This is a genomic window from Burkholderia sp. IDO3 (assembly GCF_003366075.1).
Classification (GTDB): domain Bacteria; phylum Pseudomonadota; class Gammaproteobacteria; order Burkholderiales; family Burkholderiaceae; genus Burkholderia; species Burkholderia anthina.
The window spans coordinates 2,439,814-2,454,784 of the sequence record NZ_CP028963.1 but is presented as its reverse complement, the minus strand read 5'-3'; the positions used below and the strand labels follow the sequence as shown (position 1 = coordinate 2,454,784).

Sequence of the window (14,971 nt, the reverse complement as noted above, 5' to 3'; positions counted from 1 at the left end):
GAGCGCGCTGCGCCAAAGCCAGACTCCGGGCAGCTCGATAAACGAGGCGGTTCCCAGTCCGCCGGAATTGTTCAATCAGGAGAAGAGGTTATGAGTAAAACCGTCGCCGACGTCATGCAGCTCGTGAAGGACGAGGACGTCAAGTTTGTCGATTTCCGCTTCACGGATACGCGCGGCAAGGAACAGCACGTGTCGGTGCCGGTTTCGGCGTTTGACGAAGACAAGTTCGAGAGCGGTCATGCATTCGACGGTTCGTCGATCGCGGGCTGGAAGGGTATCGAGGCGTCGGACATGCTGCTCATGCCGGACCCGAACGCTGCCTTCATCGACCCGTTCTATGAAGAGTCGACCCTGGTGCTGACCTGCGACGTGGTCGAGCCGGCCGACGGCAAGGGCTACGAGCGCGACCCGCGCTCGCTCGCGAAGCGCGCCGAAGCGTACCTGAAGAGCACGGGCATCGGCGACACCGCCTACTTCGGTCCGGAACCGGAATTCTTCATTTTCGACTCGGTCCAGTGGAACACGGACATGTCGGGCTGCTTCGTGAAGATCAACTCGGAAGAAGCGCCGTGGTCGTCGGGCAAGGAATTCGAAGGCGGCAACACGGGCCACCGTCCGGGCACGAAGGGCGGCTACTTCCCGGTCGCGCCGGTCGACACGTTCCAGGACATGCGTTCGGAAATGTGCCTGCTGCTCGAACAGCTCGGCATCCCGGTCGAAGTGCACCACCACGAAGTGGCGGGCCAGGGCCAGAACGAAATCGGCACGAAGTTCTCGACGCTGGTCGAGCGCGCCGACTGGACGCAATGGTCGAAGTACATCATCCATAACGTCGCGCACTCGTACGGCAAGACGGCGACGTTCATGCCGAAGCCGGTCGTCGGCGACAACGGTTCTGGCATGCACGTTCACCAGTCGATCTGGAAGGACGGCCAGAACCTGTTCGCGGGCAACGGCTATGCCGGCCTGTCGGAAATGGCGCTGTTCTACATCGGCGGCATCATCAAGCACGCCCGCGCGCTGAACGCGATCACGAATCCGACGACGAACTCGTACAAGCGTCTGGTTCCGCACTTCGAAGCACCGGTCAAGCTCGCTTACTCGGCGCGCAACCGTTCGGCATCGATCCGCATTCCGCACGTGTCGAACCCGAAGGGCCGCCGTATCGAAACGCGCTTCCCGGATCCGATGGCGAACCCGTATCTGCTGTTCTCGGCACTGATGATGGCGGGTCTGGACGGGATCCAGAACAAGATCCATCCGGGCGAAGCAGCGGACAAGAACCTGTACGACCTGCCGCCGGAAGAGGATGCAAAGATCCCGACCGTCTGCGCAGGCCTCGACCAGGCGCTGGAAGCGCTCGACAAGGATCGCGAGTTCCTGACGCGCGGTGGCGTGTTCACCGACGGCATGCTCGACGCGTACCTGGGGCTGAAGGAGCAGGAGCTGGCGAAGTTCCGCATGACGACGCACCCGATCGAGTTCGAGATGTACTACTCGCTGTAATCGGCGATGGCGCTTAGATTCAGCGCCGTCATGCCGGTTCGTTCCCGTCGCGCGGCCTGCGGCGGGAACCGCGGAGTCTGAAAGGGGACGGCGTCCAGCCGTCCCTTTTTTGTTCCGAGCATTTCCATTTTCCGACCCGGTGAGGCGCGACGATACGCACGATGGCTCTGAAGAATCTGATCAAGGCGAAGACGGGGCAGCCCGAGCGACTGACGGAAGACGAGCGGCTCATGCACTCGGGCCTGCTGGCGGGGCTGGAAGCGCTGCCGACGGTCGTGATCGTGCTCGACCGCAAGACGCTGCGGGTCGTGTTCGCGAATCCGTCCGCGGAGGCGATGCTCGACCTTTCGCGCCGGCAGCTCGCGCAGCGGCCGTGGGGCGAGATTTTCCCGAACGCGAACGCGCTCGCGTCGACGATCACCGCGATCGGCGAGGAGCGCTTTCACGCGACGCATCTCGACACGGTGCTCGACCGGCCCGGCCACGAGGCGCTGCACGTGCATGCGATCGTCGGTTTCCTCGAGACCGCGCCCGATTTCGTGCTCGTCGAGCTGTTCGAGAACGAACGGCAGTCGCGTACCGATCGCGAGGAGCGCATTCACGATCTGACCGCGGTCAACAAGCAACTGATTCGCAACCTCGCGCACGAGATCAAGAACCCGCTCGGCGGCATTCGCGGCGCAGCCCAGCTGCTCGAATTCGAACTGAGCGAGCGCGAGCGCGGCGAGTTGCGCGAATACACGCAGGTGATCATCAAGGAGTCCGACCGCCTGCAGACGCTCGTCGACCGGTTGCTGGAGCCGCATCGGCATCCGCACATCGTCGGCGACGTGAACATTCATGAAGTGTGCGAACGCGTGCGCGCGGTGATGCTCGCGGAATTTCCGCGCGGGCTCACGATCGAGCGCGACTACGACGTGAGCGTGCCGGACTTGCGCGGCGACAAGGAGCAACTGATCCAGGCGCTGCTGAACATCGTGCGCAACGCCGCGCAGGCGCTGCGCGAGCGGATCGCGCAGGGCGACGCGAAGATCGAGCTGCGCACGCGCGTCGCGCGCAAGGTGACGATCGCGAAGCGCCTGTACAAGCTGGCACTGGACTTGCACGTGGTCGACAACGGGCCTGGCATTCCGGAAGAGATCCGCGACCGGATCTTCTATCCGCTCGTGTCCGGCCGCGACGACGGCAGCGGCCTCGGCCTCACGCTCGCGCAGACCTTCGTGCAGCAGCACGACGGGATGATCGAGGTCGAGAGCCGGCCCGGACGTACCGAGTTTCAGATTCTGCTGCCGCTCGACCATTGAGCGGCAGTGCGATTCACCGGATTCACCAATATCTGACCGACCTATGAAGCCGATCTGGATAGTAGACGACGACCAATCGATCCGCTGGGTGCTTGAAAAGGCGCTCGCCCGGGACAGCTTCGCGACGAAGAGTTTCGCGAACGTGCGCGATGCGCTGGCCGCACTCGATCACGAGACACCGCAGGTGCTCGTGTCCGACATCCGGATGCCGGGCGGATCCGGCCTCGAGTTGCTGCAGGCGATGCACGAGCGTCTGCCGGGCCTGCCCGTCATCATCATGACGGCGTTTTCCGACCTCGACAGCGCCGTCGCGGCGTTCCAGGGCGGCGCGTTCGAATATCTCGCGAAGCCGTTCGACGTCGACAAGGCCGTCGAGCTGATTCGGCGCGCGGTCGAGGAAAGCCTGCGCGGCGGCGCGCCGCAGGACGAGCGCGTGGCCGAAGCGCCCGAGATGCTCGGGCAGGCGCCCGCGATGCAGGACATGTTCCGCGCGATCGGCCGCCTGTCGCACTCGGCCGCGACCGTGCTGATCACGGGCGAATCGGGCACCGGCAAGGAGCTCGTCGCGCGTGCGCTGCACCGTCACAGCCCGCGTGCGAACGGCCCGTTCATCGCGCTGAACACCGCGGCGATTCCGAAGGATTTGCTCGAATCCGAATTGTTCGGCCATGAGCGCGGCGCGTTCACCGGCGCGCAAACCACGCGCCAGGGCCGTTTCGAGCAGGCCGAGAACGGCACGTTGTTCCTCGACGAAATCGGCGACATGCCGTTCGATCTGCAGACGCGCCTGTTGCGCGTGCTGTCGGACGGCCAGTTCTATCGCGTCGGCGGTCACAACCCGCTGCGCGCGAACGTGCGCGTGATCGCCGCGACGCACCAGAATCTCGAGGCGCGCGTGCGTCAGGGGCTGTTCCGCGAAGACCTTTACCACCGGCTCAACGTGATCCGGCTGCGGCTGCCGCCGCTGCGCGAGCGCAGCGAGGACATCGCGCTGCTCACGCGCCACTTCCTGCAAAAGAGTGCGCGCGATCTCGGTGTCGAGCCGAAGCGCGTGTCCGACGAGGCGCTCGCGTACCTGACATCGCTGGCGTTTCCCGGCAACGTGCGGCAACTCGAGAACCTCGCGAACTGGCTGACCGTGATGGCGCCCGCGCAGACGGTCGAGATCAAAGACTTGCCGCCCGATCTCGTGCCGGCCGGCGCGCCGGTGGCCGCAACGGCCGACGGCGCGGATGCGTACGGCGGCAGCGCTGCCGGCGACGTGGCGCGCGCACAGCCGGTACCCGGCGCAGTACAGCTGACGGCTGCGCCCGTCGCGGCCGCACCGAACGGCACACCGGCCGGCTATCCGATGTGGGAGAGCGGCCTGCGTACCGAAGTCGCGCGGCTGTTGCGCGAGAATTCGGGCGACGTGATGGACGAACTCGCGCGCCGCTTCGAGGCGGCCGTGATCCGCGAGGCGCTCGATTTCACGCGCGGCCGCAAGGTCGAGGCGGCGGAGCGGCTCGGCATTGGTCGCAACACGATCACGCGCAAGATCCAGGAGCTCCACCTGGAGCCGTAAGCACCGCACGCGGCATGCGCGGACGTCGCGCATGCCGCGATCGGACATAATCGCGGTTTGCCGTCACGTGCGTCTCCGTCATGTCCGATTCCTTCCGCTGGCCCGCCGGGGCCGATCCGTTCCGTTTTCTCGAAGCGCTCGACAGCAAGCGCGCCCGCGCGTGGGTCGACGAGCAGAATGCGCGCACGCGTGTCGCGCTGCGCGACGACGATGCATATCGCGCGCTCGCCGCGCGGCTCGCCCAGGCGTATCTGCCGCGCGAACGCCCGGTGATCCCGACTCGCTGGCGCGACTGGGCGTACGACCTGTGGCAGGACGATCTCCATCCCAAAGGACTGTGGCGCCGCGCGCGCTGGGACGACTGGCGCGCCGGCCGGCCCGACTGGGAAACGCTGCTCGACGTCGATGCGCTCGGCGCGCAGGAGGGCGAGTCGTGGGTGTTCGAGCAGGACACGATCCTGTATCCGGACGGCGACCGGGCGCTGCTGTCGCTGTCGCCGGGCGGCGCCGACGCGGTCGTCGTGCGCGAGTTCGATCTCGTGCAGCGCCGTTTCGTCGACGGCGGTTTCACGATCGACGCGCCGGGACATCACACGGTCGGCTGGATCGACCGCGATACCGTCTACGTGAGCTGGGATCGCGGCGAAGCGCATGCGACCGCGGCCGGCTATCCGTACGACGCGCGACGCTGGGTGCGCGGCACGCCGCTCGCGGATGCGCCCGTCGTGTTTCGCGGCGAACCCGACGACATCAGCGCGGGCGCGTGGTTCGATCCGATCGACGGCCGCCATGTCGCGTGGCGCAGCGTGGACTTCTTCGACGCGCATTCGTACTGGCTGACCGACGCCGGCGAATGGGCGCGCTACGATGTGCCGACCCATGTCGAGGTCGGTTTCTGGGAAGGCTGGCTGATGCTGGAGCCGCGGCTCGACTGGGACTGCGGCGGCACGCATCACGCGGGCGGCTCGCTGCTCGCGATCCGCGAGCAGGCGTTCCTCGCCGGGTCGCGCGAATTCACGACGCTGTTCGAGCCGCGGCCGTCGACGTCCGCGTGCACGTGGACGCACACGCGCACCACGCTGATCGCGAGCTGGCTCGACGACGTGCACAACCGCACGATGCTGTGGCAGCCGACGCAGCGCGACGACGGTGCGTGGACGTGGGACGCGCGGCCGTTCGACTGGCCGGGCGACGCGCAGATCGATGTCGAGCCGGTCGAGTCGACGCTGAACGACGACGTGTATGTGGACGTCGACACCTACGTCGATCCGCCCGAATGCTGGCTCGCCGATTTGGCCGACCGGGCGGCCGATGCACCGTCGCGCCGCGTGCTGCTCGACCGTCCGCCGGTGCGTTTCGATGCGGCCGGACTCGTCGTGCGCCGTGCGAACGCGCGCTCGCGCGACGGCACGATCGTCCCGTACACGCTGATCGGGCCGCGCGACGCGCTGGATGAACGCGATGCGCGGGGTACGCCTCGCGTCGCGCGGCCATGCCTGCTGTCCGGCTATGGCGGCTTCGCGATTCCGAACCTGCCGGGCTATAGCGATGCACTCGGCATCGCATGGCTCGAACGCGGCGGCGTCGCGGCGTTCGCGCACATCCGCGGCGGCGGCGAATTCGGGCCGGGCTGGCACGTCGACGCGCAGCGCGAGCATCGGCAGCGTTCGTTCGACGACTTCATCGCAGTGGCCGAGGATCTGATTCGCACTGGCGTGACGACGGCCGCGCAGCTCGGGATCGAGGGCGGCAGCAACGGCGGGCTGCTGGTCGGCGCATGCATGGTGCAGCGGCCGGAGCTGTTCGGCGCGGTGCTGTGCCGCGTGCCGCTGCTCGACATGCGGCGCTACCCGAAGCTGCACGCAGGTGCCGCGTGGCTCGACGAGTACGGCGATCCGGACGATCCGCGCGAAGGCGCGGCGCTCGCCGCCTATTCGCCGTATCACCGCGTGAGCGAAGGCGTCGTATATCCGCCGCTGCTGCTCACGACGTCCACGCGCGACGATCGCGTGCATCCCGCGCATGCGCGCAAGATGGCCGCGCGCATGCATGCGCTGGGTCACGAACGGGTGTGGTACTGGGAGAACACCGACGGCGGCCACGGCAGCGCCGACGATCTGGAGCGTGCCGAAGCGGATGCGGCGGAATTCGGCTTCCTGTGGGCCCATCTCGGGCCCGCGCCCGCGCGCGGTTGAGCGCGGGCGTGAGCGGGTGGGGCGCTTAGCCGACGATCGCGACGACGGGCGTGTGATCGGACGGCTGTTCCCACGTGCGCGGCACGCGGTCGACCTCGCACGACGCGCAGGTTTCGGCGAGCGCCGGCGACAGCAGGATGTGGTCGATGCGCAGCCCCGCGTTGCGGCGGAACGCGAACATCCGGTAGTCCCACCACGTGAAGGTCTTCTCGGGTTGCTCGAAGCGACGGAACGCATCGACGAAGCCGAGCTCGATCAGCTTCGCGAAGTGCGCGCGCTCCTGCGGCGACACGAGGTTCTGGCCTTCCCATTTCGCCGGGTCGTGCACGTCGCGATCTTCGGGCGCGATGTTGAAGTCGCCGAGCAGCGCGAGTTTCGGATGGCGCTGCATCTCGGTGCCCAGCCACGCCTGCAGCGCATCGAGCCACTGCATCTTGTAGACGAACTTGTCGGAGTCGGGAGCCTGGCCGTTCGGGAAATATGCGGACACGATGCGCACGCCGTCGACCGTCACCGCAACGACACGCTGCTGCGGGTCCTCGAAACCGGGGATGTTGCGCACGACGTCCGATTCGTCGACGGCGAGCGTGTCGCGCACGAGGATCGCGACGCCGTTGTAGGTCTTCTGACCCGTGAACCAGCTGCGGTAGCCGGCTGCTTCCAGATCGGCGCGCGGGTATTTCTCGTCCGGCAGCTTCAGTTCCTGCAGGCACAGCACGTCGGTCCCGCTTTGCGCGAGCCAGTCGAGCACGTGCTGCTTGCGGACGTTGAGCGAGTTGACGTTCCAGGTGGCAATCTTCATTAAATCCTCTTCGCCTTATCCGGCGCGGGTTTGCTGGCGATGGGTAGCTGAAATCCGGTTTTGACTACCCATCTAGCTACCCGATTCAATTTGTGTTGTTCGGGCGCGACACAAGCGCGTCCAAACTGGTCGACGTGATGCCGCTCGAACGCTTGCCAATCTTCACGAGCGTGAGCTTGCCGTCGCGCACCAGATTGTAGACGGTGGCCCGGCAGACGCCGAGCATCTTCGACACCTCGGCGACGCGGTAAAGCTTCACGGGCGGCGTCGGTGTCGGCGGGGATTGAAGGGGCGTGTGCATGGTGGTTGCTCCTGGTCTGCGCGCGGTCAACGGCCGGCGCGGCGTTTCATGGCGTCGAGCAGGATGTCCTGCACGGCGCGCTTCGTTTCGCGGCGCTCGACGACGTCCTCGTCGATCGTGTCGCGCGCGATGATCGGGTAGATGAAAACGGGGCGGCGGTGCCCGGCCTGCAGCTGGCGCACGGGGCCGATCCGCTCGACGATCTGCATGTATTCCTCGAGGTTCCACCAGTGGCCGAAGACCGCGAGGATGTTGCCGCCGTCCTGCAGGTTCAGGCCGTGGCCGGCGCTGGCGGGGTGCGCGAACATCACGGGGATCTTGCCGGCGTTCCAGTCGCGGATTGTCTGCGGGTTGTGGTCGAGCTGCCGCCCGCGCGGGAACGCGCGCTGCAGCCGCGCGAGATCCGACTTGAAGTGGTAGGCGACGAGCACCGGCATGCCGGCCGCTTCCTCGACGATCTCTTCGAGCGCCTGCAGCTTCAGGTCGTGCACCTCGTGCCACGGCGCGGTGTCGTGGCCGTCGTCTTCCTGCTTGTAGACGGCGCCGTTCGCGAGCTGCAGGCACTTCATCGTCTTGCTCGCGGCGTTCATGGCCTCGATCGGGCTGTCGTCGATCTCCATGAACATCTGGCGTTCCATGTCACGGTACAGCCGCCGCGCGGCCGCCGGCAGCTCGACGTAGACCGGGCGCACGATCGGCTCGTCCAGGTCGAACCAGTCGGCCGGATCGAGCGAGATCGTGCAGTCGGCGAGTGCTTCCTGAATCTGCGGCTGCGCATGCGGCAACGGGCGCGTCTGGTGGTAGCCGTTGCCGTTTGGCACGGACTGGAACCAACGTTCCTCGAACGCCGAGTAGCTGCGCCCGAGCCGCTGGCCGCCGTCGACGAACCACTGCTGCCCCCAGAGATCCTGCAGCCCGTTCGGTGACGGCGTGCCGGTGAGGTTCACCCATCGCCGCACCTTCGTGTGCGCGACTTCGGCGAGGGCACGGCCGCGCACGCTGCCGCCGGACTTTTTCACGAAATCCTTGCCCTTCGTGCTGCGCTGGTTCGACACGCGCGTCGACTTCAGCTTCGTCGACTCGTCGGCCACGACCGTGCCGAACGGCCACGGGCGTGGGTTGTGCTTGAACCAGTCGATCAGCCAGGGGATGTTCTCGTAGTTGATCGAGAACACAGGCGCGTCGCGGCGCAGCTGCATCGCGCGGCGCGCCGGATCGCCGAGGATCGGCACCACTTCCATGCCGGACAGGTGTTCCCACTTCTCGCACTCGTCCGGCCAGGTCGACTGAGCGACACGCAGCGGCGCGCACACGAGCGTCGGCATCGTCTCGATCCCGAAGTGGTAGAGCGATTCGAGCGCCGTGAGCGTGCTGCCCGTCTTGCCGAGGCCCATGCCAGCCCACACGTTCGACCGCTCGATCTCCTGCTCGTGCTCGATGATGGGGCCCTGATACTCCCACGGGATGAACTTGCGGCGGGCGGTCATGGGCGCGGCTCCGTCGCGACGTGCAACACGCAACGGAAGTACAGCGCGAGCGCGCCGTCGAGCGTGTCGTCGAAAGCGGCGATGCCGCGGCGGTCCGTCACGTACCAGTTGCCGGCGCTGAGCTGCCGCGCGCGGGGTTTGATCGTCTGCATCACGTGCCGTACCCCGCCGCGCAGAATTCGACGGCGGTCAGGCCGTAGTACAGACGGAAGTTGCCGATGCCGAGCGCGCCAGCAAGGGCCAGCGTCATGACGAACGCACCGACGCAGGCGAGGGCGTAGATTGCGGCTTTCACGCGACACCTCGCTGCGCACGGGCGTCCTTGCCATCGCGCGTGCCGAGCACCCAGGCGGCGGCCTGAGATCCTGATTCAGCAAACGGATTCGGGAACGTGCGGCCGTCATACGCCTTCGAATAGCCCTCGTTGTAGGCGAACACGATCGCTTCGAGGTGCAGCGGTTCGAGCACTGGCCACGGCGCGCGCGGGGCGTTGCCAGCCTTCACCCACTCCGAACAACCCTCGCGCACGCGCGGCAGATCGCCGCCGCATACGCAACCGCCGGCGCGTTCGCAATGGCCGCCCTGCGTTAGCGCGGGCGCCGCGCTGACTTCGCGCACGAACGCGTCGACAGCTTCGCGGCTGTCGATCACGCGCACGTCGCAGCCGAGCGCGCGCAGGCGCTCGTGCTCGCGCATCTGGCCCCGCGTCGGCTTGCCGCCGGGCCGCTTCAACTCGACGAAGTAGATGCGCGCCGGCGGGAACACGACGATGCGGTCGGGCACGCTCACTCGCGCGGGGCTGCTGAATTTGTAGGCGCCGCCGCCCGCTGCGCGGACACGGTCGACGAGGTAGGTTTCGACGGTCTTCTCGAGCATGGCCGTCTCCTTAGATCCAGCTCGTATCGGCCGGGCGCGTCTTCGACGCAGCGGGGATTTGCCACCCCATCACCACGCCTGCGAAGTCGTCGTAATCGTCGAACGACACGCGTGCGCAGTTGCCGTCGTAGGTGAGTCGCGGCATCACTGCCGGCGACTTTTTGATCAGCAGCTTCGCGGCTTTCGCGAAATCCATCAGCAGATCGGCGCGGTACTGGCCCGGAACGCCAGACATCGTTTTCGGGAAGATGCGCCGGTAGTCGGGATAGCGACCGTCGACTGCGACGAATTGGATGCGCGCGCTCATTGCGTCGACACACAGCGCACACTGGCGATCGTCCACCTCGAGGCGTACGACTGCCGTCAGGTCGCTTTTAGCCACCTTGAGCTTATCGATGGCGTCGTGCGGAATGATCACCTCGGCCGTTGCGCCGTCCGAAACATCGTTCTCGACTGCGTATCGGAAAACACCCGCCTTGTGACCGTCGGTTGCGACGAGCCGGGTTTCGAACGGCGTTGCCTCGATGAACACGCCGTTGAGGTAGTAGCGGATGTCTTGATGTGCTGCGAGGATTTGCGCGGCCTTGAGCTGCGCGATGGTGAAGTGGATGGTCTGCACGCCGTTCTCCGTTCGTGTTAAGTGTAACTGTACAATACACCTAACGCGAACGTACAGCAATGCCTAACAACGAGAATTTTCGGCGGGGTCGATGACGTCGAAATCATCTTCCGACGGAGGGTTGCATTCGTGCCGCAGGCACTGGTTTAGGTCGCCGCGTTCGCGCTCGTACAGACGCCAGCCGGTATCGTCTTCGCGCCACTTCAAGCCGGCCTTGCCGCAGCGGTCGCACGTACGGTCGAAGCCCCGCCGGAACGGGCCGGGACCGGTGAAAAAGCTGTCCTCGTCGTCGAACATCCGATCGAACATGCGGTCGAGGTGTTCGTCTGCAATTTCGCCCATGATCAATCCTTCTTGTAGCGGTACGCAGAGAACCCGGCGGCGGCCAGCGGCATGCCTTCGGCCCACGCCGGCGCGGTCGCGATCAGGCCCGACAGTTCGTCGGCCGAATAGTCGTCCGTGTCAGGCGCTTCTGTAATCAGCTCGTCGTGGATCGACAGCACGATGTCGTAGCCGGCGGCCTCGACGGCAGGCGCGTTGTAGAACAGCACGTCGCGCGCGACGGCCTGGCACAGGTTCTCGAAGATCTTCCCGCCGTAGGTCTTCGTGCGCTGCCACTTCCGGGTGTACTGGTTCACACCCATGTAGCTGATCTCGCCGTCGTCGCTGACGCGCGGCGCGAGATAGCAGAGCTGGCGCTTGCTCGGTAGCTGCACGCGCAGCCACTCGCCATCGCGCCGCATGATCACGCGCCGCGCGTGCACGGTCCTGCCCGGCGAGCTGATCGCGAGCACCGCCGCGTCGCGCAGTTCGCCCCAATAGCTTGAGATCTGCGGATGCGCGGCGCGCCATGCGCGTTTGAGGATGTCGCAGGCGATGAATACGTCCTGCGGCAGGCCGAGCGTGCGGCGCTTCTTCACGGCCCAATCCCACATGCCGCGCGCGCCGCGCACGATCTCCGGGTCGACGGTGTCGAGCGCCGCGAACACGGCCGTGCGGATATCGTCGAGATCCATCTTGTACGTCATCGTGAACGTGACGAACGCGCCGACGCCGCCCTCGTATGCGAGCGCGAGTTCCTGCACCTTGCCGAGCTGGCGGCGCTCCTTCGTCACCTCGGCGATGTCGACGCCGAACGAGCGCGCGTAGGCCAGCTTGTACAAGTCGGGCCCGGTGCCCGCGTCGTAGTCGCGGAACGCCTGCAGCTTCCACTTCTCGCCGGCGAGCCACGCCGCGTCGCGCCCCTCGATGTTCGAAAGGTCGGACACGCACAGCTTCTTGCCGTCCGGCGCGATGATCGTGCCGCGCACGACGTTCGCCGTCAGGCCGATGACGTTCTCGAACACGAGATCGGCCGAGCCGTTTTTCAACGCCTCGATGCCGAGTTCGGTGTATCGCTCGGCGTCGCCGTCGGAGAACTTCGGCAGCCCGAGTTCGCGCGCCATCAGGCCGACGTCAGGGCGGGGCATGTTGCCGGGCTGGTAGAGCCGGTGCGCGACGCGGCCCGTGCGCGCAGCGCCGCAGAACTGCATGAGGCCGCGCAGCCGGCCGTCGGCCGACACGCCGCGCAGCAGGGTTTTGTATTTCGATGAGCTCGTCATCGTCGCTTCGAGCCGGATCGCCAGCAGTTCGCGCAGCGGGTCGGGCAGGTCGGGATCGTTGATGCGGCGCTCGAGCGTCGACTTCTTCATGTCGGGCAGGTCGACGCCATACTCGGCGAGCAGGTGCGCCAGCAGCTTGTCGCGTTGCGTGGCCTTCGCGACTTCGCCGTCGGTGAGCTCGACCGTGCGCGCAGCGAGATCCTTCTGCGCACGATCGATCGCACGCACCGCGGCCTCGGCGAGCTCGACGTCCATCTGCATGCCACGCATGTTGATGCGCTGATCCTGGTGCCAGAGCGCCAGCTCGGCCGCGTTGTTCGGGTAGTTCCAGCGCGGCATCGCCTTGTGCACGGCGCGCATCGCGGTAATGTCGCGGCCAGCGTAGTCGAGGAACTTCGCCCACTGCTCGGGGTGTGTCTCGCGCGTGGCGCGGCGCAGCTCGCTGAACGCGGGCCGCGGCTTGCAGAACAACTGGATCAGTTGCGCCCCTTCCTTATCCTTCGCCTGGTCGGTCGGCACGTTGAAGATCTCGCAGAGCAGGGCGAGCGCGCCGGGCAGCCCGTGCGCGTACGCCTGCACCATCGTGTCGCGCCACTTTTCCTCGGGCATGCGCGCGTAGATCTCGGGCTCGGCGTGCGACAGCACGACGCGATCGAACATGCCGCCGTTCTGCCACCAGTGTTCGTCGGCCTCGTCGATCGCCATGTCGAGTTCAGCCGGCATCGGTGCGCCAGTGGTCTTATCCCACGTGCCGACCGGGCCGTCGTCGATGGCCCACGTCCAGATCATTACCTCGACCTGTTCGGCATAGCGGTGCGTGCCGTGCTTCAGCGGGGTGGGGCTATACGTTTCGGTGTCGAGCCAGAGCTTCATGCGAGATCCGCTCCGTCGTCAGCAAAGGTCGTAGTCGCCGAGCGCGGCGCAGCTGGCTTCGATGAACGCGGTTGCCGCTTCGGCGTTGATCGCGTTGCCGTAGGCGCGCAGTCGTCCCACTCGCGAGGGAGCCCCATCAACCAGCGGGAATGTGCCGGGTTCAACTGGCCGCCACTTTCCATCCCGGCAGAGCAGCCAGTCAGCATCTCGCCAGACGCCGTTAGTCGGGCAGGCTGGCTCAACTCGTGAAATGCGAGCTTCGTCGCAGCCGACAGATCCATCGTGACTTTCGATCCGTCTGGCATGCGACCCGTCATCGAAACACCTGGCCGGAATCCCTTGCCGCCCGAGCCGTCCGCTGCCGCTGGTGTCGGCCAGCCCGCAAACGTCGCCGCGTCCAGAAGCGTCATCCCTGAGTGCGCCGGCTTCGCATCTGGCGAGCGGTTCGCGGTCGCATTGCGCGTGTTGCTCGAATCGTTGACGACCGGCGTCGGCCAGCCGGCCAGCCACGCCACCCGACCGAGTAGAGCGTTCAGCGGCACGTTCGCGCATTCCGCGCCGTCCTTGTGATCGCGCGTGGTCGGCGTAGGCCATCCAGTACGCGCGGTCGCGGATGTGCGGGGCGCCGACGCCCGCAGACGGAAACGGGACACACCCGAAGGGGTAGTCCAGCGCTTCCATGTCAGCGTGTACAAGGTCGATCCAAGGCTCGACAGCCGAGCTCGCAACTTGCTCTCCAAAGATGACTGGAGGGCGGCACTCGCCGATGAGCCAGTACCACGCAGGCCACAGGTGCCGCTCGTCATCAAACCCAGCTCCTTTGCCTGCCGCGGAGAAAGGTTGGCACGGACAGGAGCCTGTCCACACGGGACGGTCGTCGGCCCAGCCGGCGCGCCGCAATGCGTAGGACCACACGCCGATGCCGGCGAAGAAATGGCACTGGCTGTATCCGCGCAGGTCATCAGGTTGGACATCCTCGATACTCCGTTCGTCGACGTCGCCGGGCGCGATGTGGCCGGCGGCGATCAGGTTGCGCAGCCACTGAGCGGCATGCGGATCGATCTCGTTGTAGTAGGCACCTGTCATGCGAGGTCCAGTCCGTAAGCGTGGGCGATGCGCTCGCCAGCGATCGCGACGAAGTCCGCGCGCAGCTCGATGCCGACGAAGTCGCAACCAAGCTGCGCCGCCGCTACGCCGGTCGTGCCGCTGCCCATAAACGGATCAAGCACGCGGCCGCCCGGCGGGCAGGAATATTCGATGAGCGGTGCGACAACCTCGACAGGCTTCTGCGTAGGGTGCACGGCGCTACCATGCATCGAGCGGCAGAACATGACCGATCGCATCAGCCGCGGGCCGCCGTCGACGGACGCATACGACGCTGCGCCGATGTCACCCCATTGCGCGGGGCGTACCTTTCGGCGGACGACGCGCGCGCGGGCGTCGTGCGTGAACAGCGGTTTCTTGTAGACGTCGCGCCACGCGCCGCGGTAAGCGTGAATCGCGTGCTCGTGAACACGACGAAACCGATCGTTGAACATGTTCGTACCGTTGTGCTTCTCCCATACGGTGTCCTGCGCGATCGTCCAGTCAGCGAAGTCTTTCGCGCGCTCCATGAAAAAGCGCAGCGAGCCGAAGCACCACAGCGAGCCGGTCGGCTTTAGCAGCCGCGCGGCCTCTACCGTCCATTCGGCGACGTGCCGATCCCAATCGAGCGACGTCTCGCCGTACGGCGGGTCGGTTATGATCGCGTCGAAGGACGCCGCCGGCAGGGCGCGCATCACGTCGATGCAGTCGCCGGTGAACAGTTCGAATTCCATCAGAGCAATCCTGTACAGGCGATAGG

Annotated in this window: 15 protein-coding genes; 4 read left to right on the top strand and 11 right to left on the bottom strand. The window is 66.4% G+C overall.

Annotated elements, in window-relative coordinates; genetic code table 11:
• Positions 1-90 precede the first annotated feature (90 nt).
• The 4 genes from glnA to DCN14_RS26065 all read left to right on the top strand — a co-directional run bounded on the left by glnA (position 91) and on the right by DCN14_RS26065 (position 6,569).
• On the top strand, positions 91-1,506 hold the full coding sequence (gene glnA / locus DCN14_RS26080) for a type I glutamate--ammonia ligase (RefSeq protein ID WP_096508996.1): 1,416 nt from the start codon (positions 91-93) through the stop codon (positions 1,504-1,506).
• Between the two features lie 161 nt (positions 1,507-1,667).
• Positions 1,668-2,810 (top strand): nitrogen regulation protein NR(II), encoded by a 1,143-nt coding sequence (glnL, locus tag DCN14_RS26075; RefSeq protein ID WP_162826245.1) that lies wholly within the window; start codon positions 1,668-1,670, stop codon positions 2,808-2,810.
• 43 nt (positions 2,811-2,853) lie between these two features.
• Positions 2,854-4,374 (top strand): nitrogen regulation protein NR(I), encoded by a 1,521-nt coding sequence (gene ntrC / locus DCN14_RS26070; protein ID WP_096508995.1) that lies wholly within the window; start codon positions 2,854-2,856, stop codon positions 4,372-4,374.
• A gap of 80 nt (positions 4,375-4,454) precedes the next feature.
• Complete coding sequence (locus DCN14_RS26065) at positions 4,455-6,569, top strand: prolyl oligopeptidase family serine peptidase (protein WP_096508994.1); 2,115 nt, start codon at positions 4,455-4,457, stop codon at positions 6,567-6,569.
• A 25-nt stretch (positions 6,570-6,594) separates the two neighbouring features.
• Here the strand turns inward: DCN14_RS26065 and xth are convergent, their stop codons facing one another.
• From xth to DCN14_RS26015, 11 genes are all read right to left on the bottom strand, one after another.
• The gene (xth, locus tag DCN14_RS26060; RefSeq protein ID WP_096508993.1) at positions 6,595-7,371 is read right to left on the bottom strand and encodes an exodeoxyribonuclease III; all 777 of its coding nucleotides are present in this window, start codon (positions 7,369-7,371) and stop codon (positions 6,595-6,597) included.
• Positions 7,372-7,456: 85 nt separating this feature from the next.
• Positions 7,457-7,672 carry a helix-turn-helix domain-containing protein gene (locus DCN14_RS26055; RefSeq protein WP_115531446.1) on the bottom strand — a complete coding sequence of 72 codons (216 nt, stop codon included), beginning with the start codon at positions 7,670-7,672 and terminating at the stop codon, positions 7,457-7,459.
• 26 nt (positions 7,673-7,698) lie between these two features.
• A complete protein-coding gene (locus DCN14_RS26050; protein ID WP_115531445.1) occupies positions 7,699-9,159 on the bottom strand; it encodes a DEAD/DEAH box helicase in 1,461 nt (486 codons plus the stop codon).
• Positions 9,156-9,311 carry a hypothetical protein gene (locus tag DCN14_RS26045; RefSeq protein WP_205212606.1) on the bottom strand — a complete coding sequence of 52 codons (156 nt, stop codon included), beginning with the start codon at positions 9,309-9,311 and terminating at the stop codon, positions 9,156-9,158. The genes DCN14_RS26050 and DCN14_RS26045 overlap by 4 nt, the downstream gene beginning before the upstream one ends.
• Positions 9,311-9,454: a hypothetical protein gene (locus DCN14_RS38115; RefSeq protein WP_162826212.1), complete on the bottom strand. Its 144-nt coding sequence runs from the start codon at positions 9,452-9,454 to the stop codon at positions 9,311-9,313. Before DCN14_RS38115 ends, DCN14_RS26045 begins: the two co-directional genes overlap by 1 nt.
• Positions 9,451-10,035 carry a VRR-NUC domain-containing protein gene (locus DCN14_RS38475; protein WP_205212605.1) on the bottom strand — a complete coding sequence of 195 codons (585 nt, stop codon included), beginning with the start codon at positions 10,033-10,035 and terminating at the stop codon, positions 9,451-9,453. The genes DCN14_RS38115 and DCN14_RS38475 overlap by 4 nt, the downstream gene beginning before the upstream one ends.
• Before the next feature lie 10 nt (positions 10,036-10,045).
• Positions 10,046-10,654: a DNA polymerase III subunit beta gene (locus tag DCN14_RS26035; protein ID WP_205212604.1), complete on the bottom strand. Its 609-nt coding sequence runs from the start codon at positions 10,652-10,654 to the stop codon at positions 10,046-10,048.
• A 63-nt stretch (positions 10,655-10,717) separates the two neighbouring features.
• Positions 10,718-10,996, bottom strand: a complete 279-nt coding sequence (locus DCN14_RS26030; protein WP_096508867.1) for a hypothetical protein — start codon at positions 10,994-10,996, stop codon at positions 10,718-10,720.
• A gap of 2 nt (positions 10,997-10,998) precedes the next feature.
• Positions 10,999-13,128, bottom strand: a complete 2,130-nt coding sequence (locus tag DCN14_RS26025; protein ID WP_096508866.1) for a DNA polymerase I — start codon at positions 13,126-13,128, stop codon at positions 10,999-11,001.
• A gap of 18 nt (positions 13,129-13,146) precedes the next feature.
• The gene (locus DCN14_RS26020) at positions 13,147-14,214 is read right to left on the bottom strand and encodes a DNA cytosine methyltransferase (RefSeq protein ID WP_096508865.1); all 1,068 of its coding nucleotides are present in this window, start codon (positions 14,212-14,214) and stop codon (positions 13,147-13,149) included.
• Complete coding sequence (locus DCN14_RS26015; protein WP_096508864.1) at positions 14,211-14,945, bottom strand: site-specific DNA-methyltransferase; 735 nt, start codon at positions 14,943-14,945, stop codon at positions 14,211-14,213. Before DCN14_RS26015 ends, DCN14_RS26020 begins: the two co-directional genes overlap by 4 nt.
• Positions 14,946-14,971 lie beyond the last annotated feature (26 nt).